Raw genomic sequence first — 24,780 nt, forward strand, 5'->3', positions numbered from 1 at the left:
CCAATGGGGGGTGCCGGTCCCTTACGAGGACGCGGCGGCCCAGCGGTCGATGTGCTCGCTGAGCAGGTGCAACAGCAGGACGTGCGCCTCCTGGACGCGTGCCGTACGGTCCGAGGCGACGGCGAGGACCCGGTCGGCGTGCTCGGCCGCCGGTCCGCCGCCGCTGTCCGCGTGCCCGGTGAGCAGCACGGTCAGCGCGCCGGCCTTGCGGCCCGCGGCGAGTCCGGCGACGACGTTGGGCGAACGCCCGCTCGTGGTGAACCCCACGACGACGTCGTCCGGGCCGGCCAGCGCGGTGACCTGGCGGGCGAAGACGTCGTCGAAGGAGTAGTCGTTGCCGATGCACGTCGAGACGGTCGGGTCGGTGGACAGCGCGACGGCGGCGAGCGGCCGGCGCTCGCGGCAGTACCGGCCGATGAGCTCGCCCGCCAGGTGCTGGGCGTCGGCGGCCGAACCACCGTTGCCGAAGGAGTAGACGACACCCCCGCGCTGGAGACGGTCGCTCACCTCCTCTCCAAGCGACTCGACCGCGGGCACGAGGCCGCGGACCGACTCGATCACGGCGAGGTGCTCCTCGAGATGCTCGGCGAGTGCAGGCTGATCGGTCATGGAATCCTCCTTCGTCGGAGAGGGTGACCACAGGGGCGCGTCTTCGATTCCCTCGCTTCGCTCGGTCATGTGGATGCTCCGGTGGAGTCGTCGAGGTGGAGGAAGGCCGAGGCCGCCGCGCCGACCACGCCGACCGTGTCGCCGTGCGCGGACAACTCGACGCGGGCGGCGGCGCCGGCCGGCCGCATGGCCTGCGACAGCGCCGCGCGGCGTACCGGCAGCAGGAGGGCGTCGCCGGCGCGGGTGACGCCGCCGCCGAGGACGACGAGCCGGGGCTCGACCACGTTGATCATGACCGCGAGGGCGCGGCCCAGCGCGGCGGTGGTCTCGTCCCACAGGCGCCGGGCGAGCGGGTCGCCCCGCATCGCGTGCGCGGAGACGGTCTCGGCGGTCACCACCGGGACGTCCCGCATGGAGGACGCCTCGCCGCCGGCGAGCGCCTCGTTCGCGCGCCGGGCGATCGAGCTGCCCGAGGCGTACGCCTCGATGCAGCCGCGCTGGCCGCAGCCGCAGCGGCGGCCGTTCCAGTCGATGATGACGTGCCCGAACTCCCCGCCGTTGCCGGCCGCGCCGCGGTACAGCCGGCCGTCGAGGATGACGCCGCCGCCCACCCCGGTGGAGACCGTGAGGTAGAGCATCTGGCGCACGTCGCCCCAGCGTCCGTAGTGGTATTCGCCGAGGGCGGCGGCGGTGGCGTCGTTCTCCAGGAACGACGGCCGGCCGTACGCCGCGTCGACCAGGTCGACGATGGGCACGTCGTCCCAGCCCGGCAGGCCGGGCGGGCCCTGCACCCGGCCGGTGACCGGGTCGAGCGGGCCGCCGCAGCCGATGCCGACCGCGGCCATGTCCTCGGCGCCGCAACCGGCCTCGGCCAGGGCGTCCCGGCCGAGGTCCAGCAGGCGTTTGACGGTCGTTTCCGGGCCCTCCTCGACCCTGGTCGGCGTCCGTACGAACGACCGTACGTCACCGGCCCGGCCCACGACACCGGCGGCCAGTTTGGTGCCGCCGATGTCGAGGGCGAGTACGTGATCCCCGAGTGTCACGTGTCAGCCCTTCCGGCCCGTGGTGGCGATGCCCTCGATGATGTGCCGCTGGGCGAAGGCGAAGATCACGATCATGGGTATGGTCGCGATCAGGCTCGCCGCCGAGATGATCTCCCAGTGGTGCTCGCCGCCGTTGCCGAACGTGTCGATGATCGACTTCAGGCCGCGGGGCATCGTGAACAGCGAGGTGTTCTGCAGGTAGATGAGCGGTTTGAGCAGGTCGTTCCAGCTCGCCTGGATCTCGAAGATGAAGACGATCGCCAGCGCCGGCCGCGCCAGCGGCAGGGCGATGCGCCAGAACAGACCGAAGAAATTGCAGCCGTCGACGCGAGCCGCCTCGAACAACTCCCGTGGCAGCGACAGGAAGAACTGCCGCAGCAGGAAGATGTAGAACGCCGAGCCGAAGATGTTCTGCGCCCACAGCGGGACCTGGGTGCCGGTCAGTCCGACCTTGTTCCAGATGATGTAGACGGGGATCATCGTGACCGCGCCCGGCAGCATCATCGTCGCCAGCACCAGGCCGAACAGCACGTTGCGCCCGGGGAACCGGAAGTAGGCGAACCCGAACGCCACGACGGCGCTGCTGATGGTGACGGTCGTCGCCGCGGCGATGCCCACCACCGCGCTGTTCAGCAGCCAGTGGAGCATGTCCCCGTAGTGCCAGACGTCGGCGAAGTTGGCCGGCCGCCAGCGGTGCGGGATCAGCTTGTTGTCGAACACGTCGGTGCGCGGTTTGAACGACGCGCTGATCAGCCACAGGAACGGATAGGTGAACAGCACGCTGACCAGCGCGAGCAGCACCACGTACGGCGCGCGCTTCCAGGGCGGGACGCGCTCGCGGCGCCCGGCACCCGGCCGGGCGGCCTTGGCATTCCGGGTGGCCGGGCCCTGGGACGCGGGCGTGGCGGTCAGGCCCGCGGGAGAAGCGGCCATGTCAGTCCCTCTCCCCCTCGTAGTAGACGAACCGGCGCGAGACCCGCACCTGGATCGCGGTGATGATCATGATGACGATGAACAGCAGCCAGGCCAGCGCGGAGGCGTAGCCCATGTGCAGGAAGCTGAAGCCCTGCTGGAACAGGTAGATGACGTAGAACAACGCCGCGTCGTTGGCGTAGGTGCTGTTCTGCTGGCCGCCGAAGAACATCGTGTACGCCTGGTCGAACATCTGCAGCGCGGAGATGGTCTGCACGATCAGCGTGAAGAACAGCGCGCCGCTGATCATCGGCAGCGTGATCTTGCGGAACCTCATCCACGGGCCCGCGCCGTCCAGGGCCGCGGCCTCGTACAGGTCCTTGGGCACCTGGCGCAGCGCGGCGAGGTAGATGACGACCATCCCGCCGACGCCCCACAGCATCGTGAGCGCCAGGCCCGGCTTGACCCACGCGGTGTCGGTGGTCCAGTTCGGCCCGTCGATCCCGACCACGCGGAGCACGCGGTTGAGCAGGCCCTGGTTGCCGTTGAGCAGCAGCAGGAACAGCGCGCCCGCGGCGACCGGCGGCGTCATCACCGGCAGGTAGAACACCGTGCGGAAGAAGCCCGACGCCCGGCCGACCCGGTTGAGGATCATCGCCAGGATCAGCGCCACGACCATCGCGGTCGGCACGTACATGACCGCGTAGATGAGGGTGTTGGTGAGCGCCTTGCCGACCTTCGGGTCCGAGAACATCTGGCGGTAGTTGTCCCAGCCCACGTTGCGGGGAGAGCTGATGGCGTCGTAGTCGGTGAACGACAGCACCAGGCTGGCGATCATCGGGCCCAGCGTGAAGACGATGAACCCGACGATCCAGATGCCGATGAAGCCGTACGCCGCGCGCGTCTCCCGGCGGCGGTTGCCGCCGCTCCGCTTCCGGGTACGCCCGGCCGTCGCGGTGACCGCCGCCATCACTTCACCGCGCTGAACGCCTTGGCGGCCTCCGACTGCGCCTGCTTCATCGCCGCGTCGGGCTTCTGCTGACCGGACAGGGCCCGGTTCACCGCGTCGGTCCACGCGGTCTTGATCTCGCTGCTCGCCTTGGACGGCGGGATGCTGAAGGCGTAGTCGGTGGAGGCGTAGTAGTTCTGGATGGCCTTGTCGAAGCCGGTCGTGCCGGGCTTGACGTACTTGGCCTTGATCTGGGCGTCCGCGGTCGGGTTGGCGGTCCACAGGCCGGTGAAGATGGACTTGTTCTTCTCCACCGTCGCCTGGCGCGCGGCGGCGGCCTTGAGCCACGTGTCGGTGGCGGTCATGAACTTCATGTAGTTGACCGCCGCGGCCGGGTTCTTCGAGCCCTTCGGCAGGCACCACGCGCTGCCGTTGGAGAAGCTGATCGGCTTGCCCTGCCGGTCGGTGAAGGGAATCGATTCCAGATCGAGCTTCGGCGTCGCCTGCACGAGGACGTTGACGTACCAGCCCTCCCAGGGGAACGCACCGGCCTGTCCCTTGTTGAACTCGTTGCCCGAGCCGAACAGGTCCCAGGCGTCGCGGAAGGCCTTGAACTTCGACCAGCCGCCCTGCTCGCCGATGAGGCTGAGCGCGTACGTCAGGGCCTCGATGATCCTGGGGTCGGCGAGGTTCGGCGAGCCGTCGGGGTTGATCATGTCCGCGCCGTTGGCCTTGGCCCACAGCGGGAGGAACTCCGGCAGCTTGGGGTCGAACCCGATGCGGGTGATCTTGCCGCCGCTCACCTTGTAGAGCTTGGCGGCGTTGGTGTGCAGCTTGTCCCAGTCGGTCGTCGCGAGGTCGGCCGCGGTGAGCCCCGCCGACCGCAGCACCTTGCCGCTCATGAGGATGTTGCGGGTGTCGTAGAACTCCGGGACGCCGTAGACCTTCCCGTCGATCGTCACCTCCTTCGCCGCCGCCGGGCGGTAGAGGCTCATCTTGATGCCGGCCTTGTCGATGAGGTCGTCGAGGGGCTGGATGGCGCCCTTCGCCGCGTAGGAGCCGACGAGGTCACGGTCGAGGTACACCAGGTCCGGCGGGTTCCCGCTCGCGATCGCGGACAGGAACTGCTGCGGGTCGAAGTCGCCCTCGTTGATGTTGACCTGGACCTTGGGATAGGCGCTCTTGAACGCGTTCCGGCGGGCCCCGCCGACGTCGTCGGGCTTGCCCAGGCCCTGGATCGACACCGTGCCGGTGTCGCCCTTGGACGCACCGCCGCCGCTGCTCGTGCTCTTGCCGCCGACACCGCCGCAGGCGCTCGTGACGGCGCCGAGTGCGAGCGCTCCCGCCGAGCCGGTCAGAAAACCGCGTCGGGTGATCATTGCTCACTCCTCACAACCAGGCGAATGTCCGGGCCAGGCGTGAAGAGTACGCGGTGACCTGCGGTTTCCGGTTAATCGGGGCACTGCAGACGCGTGGAGGACCGGCCGGGACATTGAATGTGGCATCGTTACCACAGTGCGGTGACCATATTTTCGGCCCGCAGTCACTGTCAAGACCGTGTTTCGGACGCATTAACGCGCCGTTCCCGGCGGCGGCGCGGGCCGCCGGACCGCCCCTCCACGCTCCCATTGATCACGCAACGTCACAGACGGGCGAAGCCGCACACGCTGAAATCGCCGTGCTGCGATGCTGGACCCGACCTCGCCACCCCGGGCGGATATCGGATCAGATCATGATGAGAGGTGGCCCGCGGAGATGTCGTTGAGAAGATCGGCTGAGCACCTTCGCCGGAAGGCCGAACCGCATATACGCGACGCGGACGCGAATGCGGCAGCCGGCAGGTACGGCGCGGCGCTCTCGGCGAACACGACCGCGGTCCAGGTCGTAAGACGCCTCCGCAAGGTGGAGCCGGAAAACCGCCGGCACCTCGCGGTTCTGGGATCGCTGTATTACAACCAGGCACTGCTGCTGGAGAAGAACGGACGGGGACTGGACGGCATCACCGCCGCACGCAGGGCGGTCCTGTACTACGAGTCACTCGACCCGACCCGACGTGGGGAAAGAAGCGTCTCCGAAGCCGTGACCGACGACGCCCTCATTGCAGGTGACGGCGACCCGATCGACGCCGCGCGGCTCATCGCCCATCTCGCCGACAGCCGGGCCCGTCTCGCGCGCCTTCTCGGCAGCCATGGACACCCGGACCATCACCGCGACCGCGAGCTACGGCGATTCGACCTGGATCCACGGCTCACTTTGCGACACGAGATCAACGTCCTCGACGCGCAGGCATGCTTGACCTATAAAGCGCTGGTCGAATGCTCCCGTTACACCGAGGCGGATTACGAACGGGTACTCCAGGAGAGCGGCGAAGGGCTCGGGCGATACCACGCCCGATTTCCCAATGATCGATGACTCGGTCCGAGGCGGGCCGACACCCCGCACGCCCCCCTGTTCATCACCCAGCGTCACGGTCGCCGGAGCCAGGGAAGGCCCGGCCCGGCGCGAGCGGCGTGGGGGTCAGGCCGTCGGCGCGGCCGTGGCCGGGCCGGGGTCGGGGCGGACGGAGGCGGCCGTCGTCGTGCGCGGCGGTGCGGTGGAGGCGCGTACGACGATCGAGGGCTGGATGTAGCGCACCGTCGTCTGCCCGGCCGGGGCCCCGGCGATGCGGTCGACGACGAGCTGCGCGCAGGCCCGCCCGAGGTCGTCGGTGTGCTGGTCGACCGTGGTGATGCCCGGCGAGACCATCGACATCCACGGCACGTCGTCGAACGCGACCAGCGAGACGTCCTCGGGCATGCGGTGGCCGCCCTCCTGGAGCGCCTGGAACGCCCCCTCGGCCAGCCGGTTGTTCGCGGCGAACAGCGCCGTGACGTCGGGCCGGCGTTCCAGCAGCGCGGTCACCGCCGCACGCGCCGTGTCGGGCTGGAACCTGGTCGGCACGATGAGGCCCGGATCCACCGGCAGGCCCGCGTCGCGCAGGGCCGCGCGGTAGCCCGCGAGGCGGCCCGCGCCGGTCGTCCAGTCGGTCTCGTCGATCAGCAGCGCGATGCGCGTGTGCCCGAGCTCGATCAGGTGGTCGGTGATCCGCCGCGCGCCCTGGACGTTGTCGACCAGCACGCCGTCGGTGGTCAGGCCGTCGACCATGCGGTCGGCCTGCACGACCGGGACGCCGTCGTCCATCAGCATGCGCACCGCGCGGTCCGACACCGGCGTGATGATGGCCGCCGAGACGCGCACGGCGAGGAACGTCCGGGCACCCTCGGCCTCGGCGTCCTGCTCGCCGTCGTTGTTGACGACGATGACGTGGTAGCCGGCGGAGCGCAGTCGCTGCTCGATGCCGGCCGCGAGGTTGGCGTAGAACGGGTTGCGCAGGTCGGAGATGAGCACGCCGACCGCGCGGCTCCGGCGGTTGCGGAGAGTACGGGCGTTGATGTCCGGGACGTACCCGATGCGCTCGGCCGCCTCCAGCACCCGCGCCCGCACGTCGGCCCCGACGTAGCCGTTGCCGCTCAGGGCGCGGGACGCGGTGGAGGGTGAGGTCCCGGCGGCGCGGGCGAGGTCCTGGATGGTCGGCCGCCGGCGGGGCCGGGGAGGGGGTGTGCCGTTCGGCCGGTGTTCGGCACCGTCCTCACGTCTACGCCCCATCGGGCACTCCCGTGCAGACCGTCGCTTTCAGACGACGGGGAAACCGCAGCGGTATGGCCGCCAGGTCTTGAATGTGCGTTGACCCGTCGGGTCTGCGCATCAGGAGTCTCCATTCATCGCGCGTGAGATGTGCGGCGCTGTTATTGATGATGGTGTGACTCGTCGGGTGCGTTTACTCGGTGCGGCGTACGGCGTCAGGCACCACATGTTGCGGTGCCGGAAGCACCGCCGCCCCGTCCTCGGCGTGCGCGTTGGGACCCGCCCGAAGCAACCGCTCCATACCAGGGCCGACGAGCATGCTCGGCAGATCACGGCTTTCCAGATGATGCCTGACCGTGTGGGGCTGTTCGTCATGGCACGCTTGAAGCATTCACCGGTGTCCGTAGCCAGCCAGTTCAAGTGTTCCATCTCCCATCACTTCGCCACCGAATTCGCCGTCTCGCGCTCCCATTTGCCCATGGCGTGGTGCGTGTCTGGAAGATCATCGGGTGCTGTACAACGCGGCGTTGGAGCACCGGCGTACCGCCTACCGCACGGGTGTGAGCGTCCGGTATGGCGACCAGTCGGGTGAGCTGAAGGATATCCGCGCCGATGATCAGGATGGGCAGGGCCGGTGGTCGTTCTCTTCTCAGCAGGCCACGTTGCGTCGTTTGGACAAGGCGTTCGCGGCCTTCTTCGCCCGTGTGAAGGCGGCCTCCGCCGAGCGTCTGGCCGCCGCTCAGCGCGGCCTCGCCCGGAAGAAGCGCGGGTCCAAGCGGCGCCGCAAAGCCGTCGCGAGGGTCGCGGCCCTGCACGCCAGGGTGGGCAGGCAACGCCTGGACAGCGCACACAAGGCCGCGCTGGCGCTGGTGCGCGCCTACGACCTGATCGTTCATGAGGATCTGCGGGTGGCGAACATGACCCGCTCCGCCTCGGGCACGGTCGAGCAGCCGGGCCGCAACGTGGCTGCCAAGTCCGGGCTGAACCGTTCGATCCTGGACGCGGGTTGGGGGGTGTTCCTGTCGGTCCTCGCGGACAAGGCTGAAAGCGCCGGTCGTGAGCTGATCGCAGTCGAGCCCCGCAACACCTCCCGCACGTGCTCGCGATGCGGGCACTGCGCACCGGAGAACCGCCGCACCCAAGCAGCATTCGCCTGTACGGCCTGCGGTCACACCGCACACGCCGACGAGAACGCGGCGATCAACATCCTCAGGGCAGGGCTTGCCCTTCGCGACGCTGCGAAAGCGGCTTAGCGAGAAGCCGCTCCCATCAAGGAGCGGAGGAGTCACGGCGGTCGATTCTATGTCGCGGCGCGGTGAGCCCATGCTCCGCGCGGTAGGCCGCCCAGGCGTCCGCTACCGCCGCCCAGGTCGCCGCCCCGACGCGTCCCGGCTCCCAGTCCATCCCGTCGGCGTAGTACAGCGCGGGCACGCCCAGGCGCGGCGCGGCAGCGGCGTACGCCCACAGGTGCCGCTCCCCGGGCAGGCGCCAGCCGTCGGTGTCCACCGGCATCTCCGGGCACGCCGCGTGCACGACCCGGGCCCGGTAGGTCATCTGCTCGACGACGGCCTCGTCCGAGGGCGGCACCAGCCCTTCGGGGTGGTCGTTGTGCAGCGCGTCGTTGAGCCGGATCATGTCGGTGACGTCGAGGAAGCCCGGATCGGGCGTGTGGGTGACGATGAGCGAGTCCGGCTTGACCCGCTTGGCCGCCCGGTAGGCGACCGCCAGCAACTCGTGCAGCAGGTCGAACCCCCACGACGGACCGGCGTGGCGCAGGGCCGTGCCGGACGGCGTGCGGCCGGTGAAGTCGATCTTCAGGCCGTCGGCGTTCAGCCCGTCCGGGCCCAGCATGGACGCCATGGCGTCCTCGATGACCGCCCGGCCCTCGGGGCTCTCCGGGTCGATGGCGAGCGGTGTGCCGTCCGGGGCGCGCACGCACGCCTCGGCGGGGGCGCCCTCGGGGTCCCAGGCCTTCCACCAGAGCAGCACCCGCTGCCCCCTCGCCTGCCGGTCGGCGACGAACCCGGCGAGGTCGGGCCACTTGGCCGCGTCGGGCCGGCACGTGGCGTACCGCTCCTGCCACTTGTCGTCCACGACGATCGTCCCGGGCACGATGCCGCGACCGGCCAGGGCGTCCAGCCACTCCTCGTACAGCGCGCGGCGCGACAGCGCGGGCGCGGGTGACCCGTCCGCGGCGGCCAGCGCGCACTGGGCGCCCCAGCCGCAGAAGATCGGCTGGAGCCGGTCGCCGTCGGGTGGACGTGCGGCGACGGCGGGCGCGAGGCCGCGGGCGGCCAGCTCGTCGCGGTACGCGCGCAGCCCCGCGTACGGGTCGGCCGCGCCGAACAGCAGCAGGACCTCGGGTGTGGTGAAGACGCCCTCGGCGGCCGTGTGCCCCTGGTACTCACAGCGCAGGCTGAACCCGCCGGGCGTCGGGTCGTAGACGACGTCGACGAACGTGCGCCGCGCCGACGCGAGCCCGAGCATGAGCCAGGGTCCCTCGGGCAGGCTCCGCTCGTCGGCGGCCCGTGCGCGGGACAGCCCGAAGCAGGTCGGCGCGGGCGTGAACAGCCACCGGCCCACGCCCGGCTCGCCGCCCTCGCCGTTGACGCTGATCACGGCGGGCTCTACCGCCGGGCGGGCGACGCGCCAGGGGTGGTCCGGGTTCGGGGAGAAGACGGTGTGGTGGGCCGCTCCGCTCGGCAGCACGCCCTGTGGCAGCCGCGCCCCGCCGAGCAGCCGCACCGTGGTGACGCGGCCTTCGCCGCGCACGGTCGCACCGAAGGTGATCCGGCCGGGGTGGAACTCCACCACGTGCGTACGCGCGGCCCACAGCGAGCTGGCGCAGGACACGGTCAGCCGTACGCACGACTCGGTGGACTCCCAGGTGACGTCCTCGACGCGGGTCGTCTCGTCCGGGCCGTCGAGCGTGTCGACGGAGGCGAGCAGCCGCAGCATCCCCCAGGACCCGCCGTCCGCCCCGGTGACGTCGGCCAGGAGCCGGCCGCGGTCGATGACCGCGGTGTAGTGCCCGGCCCGGATCTCCAGCCGACCGCCGGCCTCCACCGCCGCGACGCGTCTCATTGGTCGCTCACCCTCCTCACTCGCTCCGCGGCCGGACTCGTACCTCGCCCGGCCACTCCACTCGCTACGTCGGGCTCACTCCGGCTCACTGGTCGTTCACCCTCCTCACTCGCTCCGCGGCCGGACTCGTACCTCGCCCGGCCACTCCACTCGCTACGTCGGGCTCACTCCTGGTCATCGCACGTCCACGAGGGCTTCGGCCTGCTGGCCGAAGTCGCGGTCGCCGGCGGTGAGGTTGGCGGCCAGCCGGGCCCTCCGTCGGCGGCCCGGCGGCGGTACGACGGTGAACCGCGCCACCGCCTCGCCGCGTCCCTCCGCCTCGACGACGCGGGACGCGGGGGTGACCCGCCATCCGGCGGGCGCCACCAGGTCGACGCGGAGCTCACAGCGCTGCCGGAACGGGTTGACGACCTCCACCTCGAGCTCCTGGCTCTCGCCTCCGGCCACCACCGACCGGTACGGCAGGATCCGCGCGCCGAAGCCCTCCGCGCCGAAGTCGACCTCGTCCAGCGGCAGCAGCGCCCGGTGCAGCCGGGCCAGTTCCTCGCCCTTGGCCAGGAGCATGTCGAGGTACCGGTCGTCGACCGCGCGCGGCTGCCAGTGCCCGCTGATCATCAGGTCCGGCGACAGCCGGCGGTAGAGCAGCGCGGAGTCGACGAAGTCGTCGAACCGGAACCGGTTGCGGTACTGGAAGTTGAGCACCTCGGTCCGCTCGCCGTCGACCCACCCGCCGTCCTGCTGGTCGCCGGTGGCCAGGACCTTCCTGCCGTCGGCCTCGAACGCGATCGCCACCGCGTACAGCGTGTGGCCGGGCAGTGGGTACATGGTCAGCTCGTACTCGTGCCACCGCACCGGGACGCCGGGCGCGACCACGCGGTCGACGGGCAGCGGGTCGTACCAGAGGCACGGCAGGTCGTACCGGCGCGGATCGCGCAGGATCGGCGCGATCGACTCTCCGGCCCAGATCTCGGCGCCCTCGACCTCGTGCAGCAGACCGAAACCCGCCACGTGGTCGTCGTGGTAGTGGGTCGGGATCGCCACCTCGACCCGGTCGACGCCGTACGTGCGCTTGAGGGCGTCGAGCGAGGCGAGCCAGGGACGGCGCGAGGACCGGTCGTCGCCGACCGGCAACCCGGTGATCATGTCGAGCCCGTAGTCGATGAGCAGCGCGGCGCCGGAGTCCGACAGCAGGGCGTAGCTCGTCGCGAAGGAGGTGCGGTTGCGCAGCAGGTGCGGGGTGACCTCCTCGTACGGCCGCCGCAGCCAGGCGTCGAGGTCCCACGGCTCGTCACGGCGGAAGTCGACCAGGGCCTGCAGGTTGCGCCGGGTCTCGGCGATCGCCTCCGCCGGCTCGGCGATCGGGCGGCCGTGCGAGGGCAGCACGAGGTCGGGGGCGCGCTCGGCGACCAGGCCGAGGGAGATGACCGACGCGGCGGCGCCCTCCAGCGCGTTGTAGCCCCGTTGCAACGCCGACACCGACCAGATGGTGCCCGGCCCGTACAGCAGGTCACCGGTGAAGGCCATCCTCCGGCCGTCCAGCTCGGTGACGTAGCTGACCGATCCCAGCGTGTGCCCGGGGGTGGGCATCGCGTGGACGTCGACCCCGCCGATGCGCGTGGTGCGGTACTCGGGAACGACGCCGTGGACCGGCACGTCCTCCAGCAGCGAGAACCGGTCCTGGCGCAGGTCGTAGTAGTTGTCGATGACCCGCGTCTGCCAGTGCGTGCCGACGTCGGCGAACAGGTCCCGCTCGGTGGAGGGCACCCAGATGCGTATCCCGGCGGCCGCCGCGCGCGCCAGTCCCTGACCCTGGTCCCGATGGTGATGCGTCATCAGAACGTCGGTGATCCGCTCGATCCCGTGGTCCGCCAGGTGGTCGAGGACCGAGCCGGAGCCGAAGTCGATGGCGACGGCGTCCGTGCCGGTGACGAGCAGGTAGACGTTGCAGGTGTCATCATGGACGCGCAGGCTGTCCGTAATACGCATATGGGAACGATTCCATACGGATGGACCAGCGGGGAAGTATCCCCGCCGGGCCCATCCCGGCATTTCGGTCTCGTACGGACGCCGGCGCGGTCAGCCCTCCGCGCAGCAGGACCGCTTGCTCTCCTCCAGGTAGTGGGGGTCGTGCCACCAGTACTTCCGGTTCGCCGGGTGCTCGGGGAGCTTCGGCAGCATCCGGCCCTTGGGCGCGGCGACCGTGCGGTCCGGGGCGGCGAACGGCGCGAGCAGGTCGTCCACCGTGTGCAGTTCGCCGTTCACCATCACCTGCCGCACGTCGGCCGCCCGGGTGATGTCGGTGAGCGGGTCGCCGCCGAGGAAGGCCAGGTCGGCGTACATGCCCGGCTTGATCTGGCCGAGCGGCTCCGCCAGGAACTCCCCCGGCACCCGCGTGGCCGTGGTCAGCGCCTCGTACGGCGTGAGCCCGTACTTGACCAGGGCGCGCAGGTTCATGTGCGTGCTGACCGCGGTGTGGTCGATCGGCGAGTCCGTACCGGTGATCACCCGGCCGCCGGCCCGTACCGTCGCGACGACCTGGGCCACCTGGGCGGCGAGGTTGCGCTCGTTCACGGTCTGGTCGGTGGTCTGGGCGGTCTTGACGGCGGCCTGGAGCGAGGCGTACTCCCAGGAGGGGTACAGCGTCTTCACCCGCCGGTCGGTGACCAGCGAGGTGTCCTCGCGGAACATCGTCGCCGCGACGAACAGCGTCGGCGTCCGTACCGCGCCGGAGGCGGTGAAGATGTCGATGACGTCGCGGTACCCGGTGCCGAGCGCGGTGACGGTGCGCGAGTAGCCGAACCGGTTCGTCGCGCCGATGTGCTCCATGCCGTCGCCGCCGAACGCGGTCGCCGGGTAGTGGTAGTGCGACGTGGCGTGCACGCCGTGCTCGTGCGCCCAGGTGATGACCTTTTGCTGCCACTCGGTGGGCAGCCGCACGTAGGCCTTCATCAGGTCGTAGTCGAGGGCGCCGGCGCGTTCGAGCTCGAGGGCGAGCTGGTCGTCGTCGAACGTCGGCCGCATGAAGTTGTAGAAGATGCGCGGCCCGTCGACGGCCTCGCCCGTGGCGAAGTAGCGCGGGGCGACGCGGGCGCCGGACTGGAACGACTCGCGCGCCTCGACCATGTGGTACGCCGGGCTGCCGGGCGAGCGGGTCGTGGTGATGCCGAGCGACAGCCAGAGCCGTCCCTGCCGGTCGCCGTACTCATATCCCTGCATCTCCCGGTGGTTGTGCATGTCCACCAGGCCCGGGACGACCACGGAGTCGCCCGCGTCGACGACCTTGTCGCCGCGTCCGTGGCCGCGCGGCTCGACCGCGGCGATGCGATGCCCCTCGACCACGATGTCGACGTTGTCGCGGAGCTTGCGGCTGCTGCCGTCCCACATGCGCGCGGCGCGGACGACGGTGCGCCCCTTGGAACGGGTGTTGGCCCAGGTCAACGGCATCGGCAGGGTGCGGGTACGGCCGCCGTCGACGGTCACGAGGCGGAGCCGCCCGTTGTTCAAGTACAGCAGCTGCCGCGAGTCGCCGCTCCAGCTCACGGCGTCGGTCACCTCGTGGGTGATCTGCCGGGGCTTTCCGGCGGGCGTGCCGTCGGGATGGACGTCGACCACCCACAGCACGCTCGCGACGACGAACGCCATCTTCGTGCCGTCGGGCGACCACACGGGGCCGTCGTCGCCGCGCGTCTGGATGGAACGGTCCGGCAGCGGGTCGACGTACGTGCCGGCGCCGGTGTGGCGGTTCACCAGGAGGATCTTGCTGAGCCCCTCGCGGTAACGCGCGGAGTACGGCTTGATCGCCGCGAGGGCGATGACGTCGCCGTCGGCGGACCAGGTCGGCCGCCCCGGCTCGAAGGTGGCGGTGTAGACCTGCTGGACGTCGCCGGAGTCGACCTCGACGGTGTAGAGGGCGCCGGTCTGGTCGAGGAAGGCCAGACGCGAGCCGTCACGGGACCAGGTGCCCGACACGGCGGCGGCGTCCGGCAGGTCGGTGAGGCGGCGGTCGGTGCCGGTGCGCAGGTCGCGGATCCAGATGTCCAGCTTGCCGGCCCGGTCGGTGGAGTAGGACAGGTACCGGCCGTCCGGCGACCAGGCCGGGGCGCTCTTCCACCAGTGGTCACGGGTGAGCGGGCGGGGCGCCTGGCCGATCGTCATCGTGTAGATGTCGTTGAGGGCGCGGAACGCCACCTGCCGGCCGTCCGGCGACAGCACCGGGCTGCCGATGCCGACGACGGGCCGCGGCTTGGCGGAGTCGAAGTCGCGCCGGCGCTTCCGGTACGCCGGTGCGGTGACGGTGACGCCCGCGGTGAAGCCGATGTCCTTCCGCGTGCCGTCGCCTACCGAGCGGCGGCGGATCTTCCCGTCGGCGGTGTAGAGGAACTCGTCCCGCGAGCGCCATGACACGCGGAAGGGGAACACCTCCTCGCCGGTCACGAGCGGCTCGCCCGAGCGCCAGAGCTCGGTGTGGCCCGGTCGGGTGAGGGAGTACACCAGATCCTGGCCGTCCGTGGTCCAGGCCGGACTGTGGATCACCTGGTCGGCGGGCACGGTCACCGGGGTCGTACGCTCGCCGGTACCGAGGTCGATCACGTCGATCCGCGTGTTGGCCACGACGAACGCGATGCGCGTGCCGTCCGGCGACCACGCCGGTTCGTACTCCTCGTCGGTGGTGTCGGTGAGCGCCGTGAGGTCGCCCGACGCCACGTCGAGCGTGTGGATGCCGTAGCTGCCGGTGAGGTCGGAGGACAGCACGATCCGCCTGCCGTCCGGGGAGAAGCGCGGCTCGCGGTGGTCGTACGGCCCGTGGGTCAGCCGGCGCGCCCCGGACCCGTCCGGGCGGATCATCCAGATGTCGAAGACGCCCTCGCGGTAGGACTGGAAGGCGATCCACCTGCCGTCGGGCGACCACTCGGGCTGGGCGATGTCGTACAGGTCGCTGGTCAGCCTGCGGGCCTGGCCGCCGGAGGCCGGCAGCACCCACAGCACACCGACGAGGTCGATGGCGATGAACCGCCCGTCCGGCGACAGCTGCGCCGCCACGTCGGTGCCCTCACGCAGCCGGACGGTGCGGCCACGGCCGGGCGACTCGGGCGCGGCGGCCTCGGCCGGGCGCGCCGCGCCGACGTTGATACCGCCGATTCCGGCGATCGCGGCGGCGCCCGCCGCACCCGTCAGGAGGCTGCGCCTCTTGATGCCCGCCATGTGCCCTCCGTCCTCGCGCGGACCGCGCGGACGCCCGGCGGGGCCCGCCGAGCGCCGATCGTTCCGGTGAGGAAACTAGCCGCCGAAACAACCCCTGAACAGCACAATGTCCTGTTTCGGCCCTGCCGCGGGAGCGGGCGATCCGCTGACCTGGGCGTTCTGTTGGTAACGATCTGACAATGTCCCGACCGGTCAGTATGTGGGCAGAGTCACGGACGCCGACAACGGCAGGTTCCGCGAGGAGTCGCCGGCCGCGATCGTGTACCGGCCGCCGGGGACGGTCCAGCGCTGCGCGGTGGTGTCCCAGACCGAGAACGCCCGCCGGTCGAGGGTCAGCCGCACGTGCCTCACCTGACCGGGCCGCAGCGTGACCTTCGCGAACCCCTTGAGCTGCCGCGGCGGCTCACCGGCCGACGCGGGATCGGCCACGTACACCTGGGCGACCTCCGCGCCCGTGCGCGAACCGGTGTTGCGCACGTCGAGGCCGACGGTCACGCGCCCGTCGCGATCGGGCCGGCCCACGGTGAGGTGGCCGAACGAGAATCGCGTGTACGACAGGCCGTACCCGAACGGGAAGAGCGGGTCCTGGCCCTGCGCGTCGTACCAGCGGTAGCCGACCTGGAGCCGCTCGGAGTAGGTCGCCACGCCGTTCACGCCCGGGTAGCGCTCCGGCGAGCTCACCGGCGTCTGCGTCTCGCCGCGCGGGAAGGTCACCGGGAGCTTGCCCGAGGGGTTCACGTCGCCGAACAGCAGCGCGGCGAGCGCGTTGCCGTCCTCCTCGCCCGGGTACCAGGCCTCGAGCACCGCCGGGACGTCGTCGATCCACGGCATCAGCACGGGCGCTCCGGTGTTCAGCACCACGATCGTGTGCGGGTTCGCGGCGACGACCGAGCGTACGAGGTCGTCCTGGGCTCCGCTGAGCGACAGGCTCGTACGGTCCGTGCCCTCCTTCTCCGTGTCGCCGACGATGACGACGGCGACGTCCGAGGACTTGGCGAGCGCGGCGGCCGCGGTGGGGTCGGCGCCGTCGGAGCTCCGCACGGTCACGCCCGTGCCGGCACGCTTGGTGATGCCGTCGACGGGGCTGACGGTGTAGAGCGGGTTGACGTGGGCGCTGCCGCCGCCGCCCGGGTGCGCGGCCTGGGCGTACGGGCCGACGACCGCGATCGAGCGCAGGTGGCGCGCGTCGAGCGGCAGGGCCGCGCCGGCGTTCTTGAGCAGCACGCCGGTCTGCTCGGCGACCGACCGCGCCACCGCTCCGCCGGCGGCGGCGTCGATCGGCGTGACGGTCCGCGGGTGGTCGAACAGGCCCGCGCGGATCTCCACCGCGAGCCGCCGCTCGATCATCGTGTCGAGCCGGCCCATGCTCACCGTGCCGTCGAGGACGGCCTGCTTCAGCTCCTGGTCGTACGGGCCGTTGTCGCGCAGCTCGAGGTCCTGGCCGGCCCGGGCCGAGCCGACCGCCGTGTGCGTGGCGCTCGCGTCGGACTGCACGAAACCGCCGAAGCCCCACTGGCCGCGCAGCACGCCGGCGAGCAGGTGCTCGTTCTCGCACATGAAGGCGCCGTTGACGGACGGGTAGGCGCACATCACCGAGGCGACGTGTCCCTCCTTCACCGCGGCCTCGAACGCCGGCAGGTGGATCTCGTGGAGGGTGCGGTCGTCGATCTCCTCGTCGATGGTCCTGCGGTTGGTCTCCTGGTCGTTGGCGGTGTAGTGCTTGACCTCGGCCAGCACGCCCTGGCTCTGGATGCCCCGGATGTCGGCCACGGCGAGCCGCCCGGCGAGGTAGGGGTCCTCGCCGTAGTTCTCGAACGCCCGGCCGTTGCGGTAGACGCGCACCATGTTCACGTCGGGGGCCTCGATCAGGCTGTGCCCGACGTCACCGGTCTCGCGGCCCTCGACCTCGCCGTACCGCCGGGCCAGCTCCGGGTCGAACCCGGCCGCGAGGGCGACGGGCGCGGGCAGCGCGGTCGCGTTCGGCTGCTGCGGCACCGCACCGGTCCCGACCCCGGCCGGTCCGTTGGAGATGAGGAAGTCGGGGATGCCCAGCCGCGGGATCCCGGGTACGAAGCGGGAGACACCCCCGGCCCCGGTGCCGGTCGTGTGGACCTGGGAGATCTTCTCGTCCAGCGTCATCTGGGCGACGAGGGCGGCGGCACGCCGCTCGGGCGTCGGAGGCGCGGCGCCCGCCTGCGCTCCGTTCCCCACGGCGAGCGCGCCGAGCGTGAGGGCCGCCGTCGCGGCGAACGCGGTGGGCAGGCGTCTCATGAATCCTCCTTCGTCGGTGGGGCGATCCCGGGTCGCGCGCCACTGATTCGCTCGCTCCGCTCACTCATGAGACCTCCCTCGCCGAAGGGGCGATGGTGCTTCTTGGAGATCGGCCGGGCGGCTGTCAGACAAACACCAGACATCCGATGCGTCAATACCGCCGCGCCCGCCAGGCCTGCGAGAAGTGCCAGGTGACAGCCTCAAACGCGGACATACATCGGATCTCTCGCCAGCCCCTTAACCGGGATAGATCATTAGAAAAGAACACGAACAGTGACGTTCAGGTTGCGAGGGGCTGTGGTCGGTTGCAAGATCTATGCCCCAAGAAGATCAGTAATCGGCGGGGGTCGAGAAAGGCGTGCTCGTGGACAGACCGTCCGCACCGAAGACCATCGGCGGCGAAGTCCTGCCTCCCGGCGCGGAGCCGCTGGAGGCCGGCGACCCGGCCGAGATCGGCGGCCACCGTCTGACGGCGCGGCTGTCGACCGACGGCACGAGCATCGCCTACCTGGCGTCCGGTGCCGACGGCGGGCACGTCGTGGTGAAGACGACGCGTGCACCCGACCAGACCCAGGCGCGGCGGGATCTGCGGATCGAGGCGTCCTGCGCCCGGCGTCTTCCTCCGTTCTGCACGGTCGCGCTGCTGACCGACGGCACCGACCACACGCCGCCGTATCTCGTCCGGGAGTACATCGAGGGTCCCTCGCTGGCCCAGTACGTCGAGACTCTCGGCCCGCTGGACGCCGAGCAGCTCATGGCGCTGGCCGTCGCTCTCGGGCGGGCGATCGCCGCCGTCCACGGCGCGGGCCTGATCCACTGCGACCTCAGGCCGGCCAACATCCTCCTGGCGGCCAACGGCCCGCGGATCATCGGCTTCTCCATCGCGCAGGAGGCGCCCGTCTCCGGCCGTCCCGCCGAGCTCGGCACCGTGCCGTACGAGCCGGGGTGGGTGGCGCCGGAGCGCGTCGACGGCTTCCCGGCCGGCCCGGCGTCCGACATCTTCGGCTGGGGCTGCCTCATCGGGTACGCCGCGACCGGGCACAGCCCGTACGACGGCAACGGCGGGGACGGGCGGTGGAGCGTCGCCGGCGAGGAGAACCTGGCGGCCCTGGACGAGCCGATCCGCGGACTGGTCGAGGCGGCGCTCGCGGTCAACCCGGCCGACCGGCCCTCCACCGGCGAGATCGCCTCCCGGCTCGGCGGCACCGCCGAGAAGCCGCGTCCGATCTCCCCGCCCGCCCAACGCGCGCTGCCCGCGCGTCCCGTCGAGTCGTCCGTCGACGCGCCGACGGCCCCGATGTCCATCGTGGCGCCGGAGATCCTCGCCGAACTCACCGGCGAGGCGCCGCCCGCCCCGTCCGCGCCGCCGGCGGCACGCGAGCCGGTGCCCGACCTGCCCCGGCGCCGTCCCCACCACGTCCCCGAAGCCGTCGGAACCGACGCCTTCCCCACCTCCGCGACCGACGCTCTGGCGACCGAGGCTCTGGCGACCGCCCTGACGACCGAGTCCCTCGCGGCCTCCGGTCTCCAGGACGACGGGCATGACGACGCTCCGGTCGCGTCTTCGCCGCACCCCGCCGGGTCCTCGCTCCGGAACGAGGCGCCGCCGCGGCGTGTCGACTACTCCTCCGGCACCGCCGGACGGCCGCGCAGGGAACCCGAACGACGTCCGCGGCGGCTCCGTGCCGTCGCCATGGTCGCCGCGCCGGCCGCGCTCGTGGCCGTCCTCGCCACCGTGATCGCGATGGTCGCCACCGGCGCCAAGGACCAGCCGGCCGGGCCGAGCAGCGCCGTACGGCCGGGCCAGGGCCCGGCGGACTCCGGGGCTCCGACGCCACCCGCGCCGGACGCGCCCGGCCGCCGGTCGTACCGGCCGCGTCACGCCGCCGCCGCGCCCGCCCCCTCCGGCTCACCGACACCCACACGTCGCCGGCCCACCGCGACGAGTTCGGCGCCGAGCCGGCCGAGCGGCGGGCACAAGCCAGGGTCGCCGCACCCGTCCTCTCCGCCGCCCAAGTCGCACACGCCGACGCCGACCCCGACGCCCACGCCGACCGAGACGGCGCACACGAGTGAGACGGCGTCCGGCGTCTCCGGCTGACCGGACGAGATCTTCATTCACTTCTGAGCGACGGTTCTCCGGCGCTCCTGGGGCCGTGGTGATCCGGACCGGCGCCGCGGCTCCCGGTCATCGTTGAGGCGGTAGTCGCCTCGGTCGTAGGGCCGCTCCCGATGCGATGCCGTTGCCGCCGGGCCGCCGGACCGTCTCGAACGACCTCACCACCCCGCGGCCACCTCCGATGGTGCGACCGGGACGCAGGCATGGAATCCGCGCCGAGCGGCGTCGGCTCGCCGCGCGTGGCCATCGGCATCGAACCGGACGGCCCACCTGGACCGGCACGTCCTCGGCGCGCAGCGCCGCATCACCACTCTCAGCGCCGACGGCTCAGAGACGTCTGTCCGGCCTCGATCGCGGCAAGGGCTATTTAGTGTTAACTTGATTGACATGAATTCCCGCTCTTATCGGATGCGGGCCAGGGCGGAGGCCGCGGAGGACACGCGGCGGCGGGTGTTCGACGCCGCGGCCGACCTGCTCCGCCGGCGGCTGCGCGTCGACATCCGGCTGGAGGATGTCGCCGCCGGCGCGGGAGTGTCGGTGCAGACCGTGCTGCGGGTGGCGGGCAGCAAGGCGGATCTGTTCCGGGTGGCCTTCGACCAGGTCCTCTCCGAGATCACCGGGCAGCTCAGTGACGCCGAACCGGGTGACGTCGACGCCGCCGTACGGACCTGGTTCGACCACTACGAGCAGTTCGGCGACGTGGTGATCCGCACCCTGGCCGAGGAGGCGGATTCGACCGTCGTCGGCCCGATCGTCGAGGTCGGCCGGACGAAGCACCGGCAGCGAGTCGAGCAGCTGCTCGGCCCGCTACTGGCCACGCGGCCCGCGGAGCAGCGAGACCGGGCCATCGACGCCCTGGTCTGCGCCTGCGACGTCTACACCTGGAAGCTGCTGCGGCGTGACTTCGGCCGTCCGCGCGCCGACGCCGAAGCGACCATGCGGCTGATGATCGAGTCGATCGTGGAGACGCGAGAATGACCGGATTTCTGTTCCTGACCTGGCCCGGTGCGGGCAACCAGGTGCCCGAGATCGGCATCGCCGCCGCGCTGCGGGCCGCCGGGCACCGGGTGACCTTCGCCGGGTACGCGGCGCAAGCCGGGCGGTTCGAGTCACTCGGGTTCGCCTTCCGCGTGCTGCCCCACGCCCAGAGGAGGTGGCCGGCGCAGCCGCCGCAGGACTGGATGCCGGCCCTGGTCGACGCGGTGTGGGCATGCGGCGGCCATCTGGACGATATTCCGCGACTGCTCGCCGACGAGCCGGCCGATGTGCTGGTCGTCGACTGCCTGATGTTCGGCGCGCTGACCGCCGCTGAGCGTGTCGGCGCCCGGACGGCGGTGCTGGTGCACAGCTCCCCGGGTGCGTTGTCGCCACCCGGCGGGCCCTTGGAGCGGCTGCTGCTCCCGGCCGTCAACGAGGTGCGCGCCGCCGGGGGGCTCACGCACCTCACGCGGTTGTGGGACGCGTGGACGCCGTTCCCGACGCTGTGCACCAGCGTGCGGGAGCTGGACCCGCCGGCCCAGCCGCTACCGGCGGAGTTCACCTTCGTCGGTCCCGTCGACGAGCCGTCCGGGCCGTCCGGCTGGACGTCGCCCTGGCCCGCGGATGACCCGCGCCCGCTGGTCGTGGCCGGCTTCTCCACCGGACCGGCGTGGGACCAGGCATCCCGGGTGCAGCGCACGCTCGACGCACTCGATGACGGCTGCTACCGGCTACTCGTGACCACCGGCATGGTCGACCCGCAGCGGGTCCGCGTGCCGGGCGACGCCGCCGTCGTTCCGTTCATTCCACACGGCGAGGTGTTCCCGGGTGCGTCCGCCGTGGTGACCCACGCGGGCCACGGCACGGTGGCGACGGCCATGCGGCACGGTGTGCCGGTCGTCGGTCTGCCCAACCCGGCCGCCGACCAGCCGGCGCTGGCCGCCCACCTCGCCGAGCGGGGCGCAGGGATCGCACTCGACGGAGAACGAGCCACCTCGGCGGAGATTCGCGCCGCCGTCGACAAAGTGCTGAACGACAACGGCTACCGTGACGCGGCCGCCACCATCTCCGCGGCGATCGCCGCCGCGCCCGGTGCCGCCGGGGCCGCCGACCTGCTCGCCAGGCTCGGCGCGGAGCGATGAATCCTCTGGTGCCCATGACCGAGCGAAGCGAGGGAATCGATAGACGCGCCCCTGTGGTCACCCTCTCCGACGTAGGAGGGCTCATGACCGAGCGAAGCGAGGGAATCAAAAGACGCGCCCCTGTGGTCACCCTCCCCGACGCAGGAGGGCTCATGACCGAGCGAAGCGAGGGAATCAAAAGACGCGCCCCTGTGGTCACCCTCCCCGACGTAGGAGGGCTCATGACCGGACGACGCCGCGGCGGCGGATCCGCCCAGGGCCCTGGTTCGCACCGCCGGGTCTCCAGCACCGGCCGGGCCGCGTTCCGGCAGAGGAAGCCATGACACGGCAGCCGTCAGGAAGGCCCGCACCGTGGGTCGTCACGATCGCCTGGGCGGGCTGTCTTCTGCTCGGACTCGTTCTGGCCGGGCTCGGAATCGCCGCGCTGGTCGCGGCTCTCCGCCCGCACCACGATCTCCCCGGGGTCGTCATCGGGGTGGTCGCGCTGCTCGGCCTGCCGCTGGGGGCGGTCACCATCACGGGAGCGCTCCAGGTCCGCGGGCGCGACCCCGGCGGGTTCGGTCCCGCGAACATGGGCCTGAAAATCGCGGGAATCTTCGCGTTCGGCACTATGGCCTACGGCATGAAGAACGACGACTGGGCGCACTTCTGGTGGTCGCTGGCAGTGGCCGCCGTCATCGGACTACTCCTTTTCACGCTGTTCTATGTGCGGGAAACACTGGCCCAGAACACCCGAGCCCCGACGACAGGCCGGTCGCGAAATGAGATAACACGTCTTGAGCGGGAACATGTGAGCCAAGGTCACGAAAGGTGCTCCTGATCATGGCGCTCGAATCAGCGATACACCAGGCAGCGGCCGAGGCCGGGCTTGGACGGAAGATCGAGACCTTCGCCCTGCAGGGTTGGCGCAATCGTTCCATGCGGAAGATCACAGTCGCCCATGTTTTCGAGAACGGCTGCGTCTTCAGCCACCACAAGAAGGAAATAGTTCATGCTGTCAGGTGGGACGCGATAACACGCTTCCGCCGCAGAAGAAGTTTTTTGACGGGCCCCATAAAAACGCCCTACAACTTCGAATTCAGCACTTCTGACGGCGGTAAGTTCGATCTGGTCGGCGTCGGCAGTCCTCCGGACAGGCCATGCGGTCTGGAGCGGTTCGCCGATGTGGTCGAGCCGCTGATCACCGCGGCTCAGCTGCCCCGGTTCCGGGACGCTCTCGACCGCGGCCGGCGGGTGGAGTTCGGCTGGCTCGCCGTCGAGCCCGCAGGCATCCGCCGCGGGCGGACACTGCTGTCATGGCCCGAACTGGATGAAGTACGGCTGCACGAGGAAAAGATCAGTGTGAGGCAACACGGCAGGCGATTCCGGTGGGCCGGCGCGTCCGTGCCGGACGTGCCGAACCTGGGCGCCTTCCTGGCCCTGACCCGGTCACCGGCCGAGGACTGGCGTCGATGACCGCGGACGTGGGCTCGCGCCGCCGGTGAGGTCTTGAGGACGCCGGCTCCGCCGGCCGGCCGAGGCTCGGCGCCTGCTCATTCGAGCCGCGCGAGCGGCTCGGCCTTGCCGTGGCCGACGGCGTCACCGACCCGCTGGACGTCCGCCGACCTGCGTCGGCGACGAGACATTTCTGGATGAGGTCGTCTCCGAGGACAAGACGTACTCTTCACCATTCGTGTAGCTTTTCTCGCCATTCGATGCCGCGAGAACGGGATACCCGATGGACTTCGAAACGCTCCAGACTCAGCAGCGCCTGCTCGTCCGGCAGCGCGTCCGGCCCATGGTCAACCAGTACGAGGTGCACACCGAGGCCGCGGACGGGTCCGAGGGCGAACTCGTCGCCTTCGCGCAGCAAAAGCGCATGGCGTTCAAGGAACAGGTGACCATCTACACCGACGACACCAAGCAGCACGCCCTGTTCGGCTTCAAGGCGCGCAAGCGGCTCGACCTCGCCTCGGCCTACGACGTGACCGATCCGCAGGGACGCCCGATCGGCGTGTTCCGCAAGGACTTCAAGGCGTCGCTGATCGCCTCGACCTGGCACCTCGAGCAGCCGGGGCTGGGCGTGACCACCGGCTCCGAGCGCAACAAGACCGTCGCGATCCTGCGCCGGGTGTGGGACTTCATCCCGTACGTGGAGATCCTGCCGTTCGCGTGGCCGTACCACTTCGACTTCACCGCGGACGGGCAGGAGACCTTCAGCGTGGACAAGAAGTTCGGCCTGCGCGACCGGTACGTCATCGACATCAAGGACCCGCGCCTGGACCGCCGGCTCGTCATCGCACAGGCGGTCGCGCTGGACGCACTGCAGCACCGCTGAGCCACCGCGCGAGCCCGGGACCCGCGGCGCGCGGGTCCCGGCCCGTCACGGGGAGATCCGAGCGGCGTCAGCTCCGGGGGCGGGTGGGCGTCCAGCCGTGCAGCCGCATGAGCACCGCCGCGACGCGGGCGAACCGCTCGGGGTCCAGCACCGCGCCCTCCCGGCGGATGTCGTCCTCATCCAGGGCGAACACGCGGTCCAGCCGCAGGTAGGAGTCCCGGCCCTCGCGGTCCCAGGCGCCCGAGCCCAGGTCGAGCCAGTCGTCGGAGTGCTCGTGGCGGCGGCTCGACAGCATCATGGCCAGCAGCCGCCGGCGGTGGCGGCCGACGACGAGCAGCGGCCGGTCCTTCCCGCGCTCGGGGTCCTCCTCGTACGGCACCCACGCCCAGACGATCTCACCGGGGTCGGCCAGCCCGTCGAGGTCCGGGGAGTACTCCAGCGTCGCCGCCCGCTCGGCGGTGTAGATCTCGCGCACCGCGTCACGTGCCGGCCGGGGAACCTCACCATGATCAAGCATTCGCGCAGCCTAC

General features: G+C 71.1%; 20 protein-coding genes. 9 read left to right on the plus strand and 11 right to left on the minus strand.

The features are described from left to right. Positions 1-21: 21 nt before the first annotated feature. The 5 genes from ABEA10_RS15805 to ABEA10_RS15825 all read right to left on the minus strand — a co-directional run bounded on the left by ABEA10_RS15805 (position 22) and on the right by ABEA10_RS15825 (position 4,892). Complete coding sequence (locus ABEA10_RS15805) at positions 22-609, minus strand: D-sedoheptulose-7-phosphate isomerase (RefSeq protein WP_345463988.1); 588 nt, start codon at positions 607-609, stop codon at positions 22-24. Between the two features lie 65 nt (positions 610-674). Next, positions 675-1,652, minus strand: coding sequence for an ROK family protein (locus ABEA10_RS15810; protein WP_345463991.1), 978 nt, complete (start codon positions 1,650-1,652; stop codon positions 675-677). 3 nt (positions 1,653-1,655) lie between these two features. Beyond that, positions 1,656-2,585 carry a carbohydrate ABC transporter permease gene (locus tag ABEA10_RS15815; RefSeq protein ID WP_345463994.1) on the minus strand — a complete coding sequence of 310 codons (930 nt, stop codon included), beginning with the start codon at positions 2,583-2,585 and terminating at the stop codon, positions 1,656-1,658. Between the two features lies 1 nt (position 2,586). Continuing rightward, positions 2,587-3,534 (minus strand): carbohydrate ABC transporter permease, encoded by a 948-nt coding sequence (locus ABEA10_RS15820; RefSeq protein ID WP_329238263.1) that lies wholly within the window; start codon positions 3,532-3,534, stop codon positions 2,587-2,589. Beyond that, positions 3,534-4,892 carry an extracellular solute-binding protein gene (locus ABEA10_RS15825; protein ID WP_345464005.1) on the minus strand — a complete coding sequence of 453 codons (1,359 nt, stop codon included), beginning with the start codon at positions 4,890-4,892 and terminating at the stop codon, positions 3,534-3,536. The genes ABEA10_RS15820 and ABEA10_RS15825 overlap by 1 nt, the downstream gene beginning before the upstream one ends. A gap of 307 nt (positions 4,893-5,199) precedes the next feature. On the opposite strand from ABEA10_RS15825, the gene ABEA10_RS15830 reads away from it, so the two are divergent. After that, positions 5,200-5,925, plus strand: coding sequence for a hypothetical protein (locus ABEA10_RS15830; RefSeq protein ID WP_345464008.1), 726 nt, complete (start codon positions 5,200-5,202; stop codon positions 5,923-5,925). A 105-nt stretch (positions 5,926-6,030) separates the two neighbouring features. Here ABEA10_RS15830 and ABEA10_RS15835 read toward each other — a convergent pair whose 3' ends face one another. Beyond that, a complete protein-coding gene (locus tag ABEA10_RS15835; protein ID WP_345464011.1) occupies positions 6,031-7,158 on the minus strand; it encodes a LacI family DNA-binding transcriptional regulator in 1,128 nt (375 codons plus the stop codon). Positions 7,159-7,285: 127 nt separating this feature from the next. Between ABEA10_RS15835 and ABEA10_RS51120 the strand changes: the two genes are divergently transcribed. Continuing rightward, positions 7,286-7,729 carry a transposase gene (locus ABEA10_RS51120; RefSeq protein WP_425550909.1) on the plus strand — a complete coding sequence of 148 codons (444 nt, stop codon included), beginning with the start codon at positions 7,286-7,288 and terminating at the stop codon, positions 7,727-7,729. After that, positions 7,647-8,390, plus strand: a complete 744-nt coding sequence (locus tag ABEA10_RS15840) for an RNA-guided endonuclease InsQ/TnpB family protein (protein WP_345464014.1) — start codon at positions 7,647-7,649, stop codon at positions 8,388-8,390. Before ABEA10_RS51120 ends, ABEA10_RS15840 begins: the two co-directional genes overlap by 83 nt. A 16-nt stretch (positions 8,391-8,406) precedes the next feature. Here ABEA10_RS15840 and ABEA10_RS15845 read toward each other — a convergent pair whose 3' ends face one another. The 4 genes from ABEA10_RS15845 to ABEA10_RS15860 form a co-directional block, all read right to left on the minus strand. Continuing rightward, positions 8,407-10,221, minus strand: coding sequence for an alpha-amylase family protein (locus ABEA10_RS15845; protein ID WP_345464017.1), 1,815 nt, complete (start codon positions 10,219-10,221; stop codon positions 8,407-8,409). Between the two features lie 174 nt (positions 10,222-10,395). Beyond that, on the minus strand, positions 10,396-12,207 hold the full coding sequence (locus ABEA10_RS15850; protein WP_345464020.1) for an MBL fold metallo-hydrolase: 1,812 nt from the start codon (positions 12,205-12,207) through the stop codon (positions 10,396-10,398). A 90-nt stretch (positions 12,208-12,297) separates the two neighbouring features. Further along, a complete protein-coding gene (locus ABEA10_RS15855) occupies positions 12,298-15,423 on the minus strand; it encodes an amidohydrolase family protein (RefSeq protein WP_345464023.1) in 3,126 nt (1,041 codons plus the stop codon). 192 nt (positions 15,424-15,615) lie between these two features. Then, complete coding sequence (locus ABEA10_RS15860) at positions 15,616-17,694, minus strand: glycoside hydrolase family 3 C-terminal domain-containing protein (protein WP_345464026.1); 2,079 nt, start codon at positions 17,692-17,694, stop codon at positions 15,616-15,618. Positions 17,695-18,058: 364 nt separating this feature from the next. On the opposite strand from ABEA10_RS15860, the gene ABEA10_RS15865 reads away from it, so the two are divergent. From ABEA10_RS15865 to ABEA10_RS15890, 6 genes are all read left to right on the plus strand, one after another. Then, a complete protein-coding gene (locus ABEA10_RS15865) occupies positions 18,059-19,795 on the plus strand; it encodes a serine/threonine-protein kinase (protein WP_345464029.1) in 1,737 nt (578 codons plus the stop codon). Between the two features lie 405 nt (positions 19,796-20,200). Beyond that, positions 20,201-20,791, plus strand: a complete 591-nt coding sequence (locus ABEA10_RS15870) for a TetR/AcrR family transcriptional regulator (protein ID WP_345464032.1) — start codon at positions 20,201-20,203, stop codon at positions 20,789-20,791. After that, positions 20,788-21,933 (plus strand): nucleotide disphospho-sugar-binding domain-containing protein, encoded by a 1,146-nt coding sequence (locus tag ABEA10_RS15875; protein WP_345464035.1) that lies wholly within the window; start codon positions 20,788-20,790, stop codon positions 21,931-21,933. Before ABEA10_RS15870 ends, ABEA10_RS15875 begins: the two co-directional genes overlap by 4 nt. 319 nt (positions 21,934-22,252) lie before the next feature. Beyond that, a complete protein-coding gene (locus ABEA10_RS15880; protein ID WP_345464038.1) occupies positions 22,253-22,753 on the plus strand; it encodes a hypothetical protein in 501 nt (166 codons plus the stop codon). Next, a complete protein-coding gene (locus ABEA10_RS15885; protein WP_345464041.1) occupies positions 22,744-23,388 on the plus strand; it encodes a DUF6585 family protein in 645 nt (214 codons plus the stop codon). The genes ABEA10_RS15880 and ABEA10_RS15885 overlap by 10 nt, the downstream gene beginning before the upstream one ends. A 262-nt stretch (positions 23,389-23,650) precedes the next feature. Next, the gene (locus ABEA10_RS15890; RefSeq protein ID WP_345464044.1) at positions 23,651-24,250 is read left to right on the plus strand and encodes an LURP-one-related family protein; all 600 of its coding nucleotides are present in this window, start codon (positions 23,651-23,653) and stop codon (positions 24,248-24,250) included. 67 nt (positions 24,251-24,317) lie between these two features. On the opposite strand, the gene ABEA10_RS15895 is transcribed toward ABEA10_RS15890, so the two are convergent. Next, positions 24,318-24,767: a type II toxin-antitoxin system PemK/MazF family toxin gene (locus ABEA10_RS15895; RefSeq protein ID WP_345464047.1), complete on the minus strand. Its 450-nt coding sequence runs from the start codon at positions 24,765-24,767 to the stop codon at positions 24,318-24,320. Positions 24,768-24,780: the final 13 nt, after the last annotated feature.

The sequence above is a fragment of the Actinoallomurus oryzae genome (assembly GCF_039541955.1).
Classification (GTDB): domain Bacteria; phylum Actinomycetota; class Actinomycetes; order Streptosporangiales; family Streptosporangiaceae; genus Actinoallomurus; species Actinoallomurus oryzae.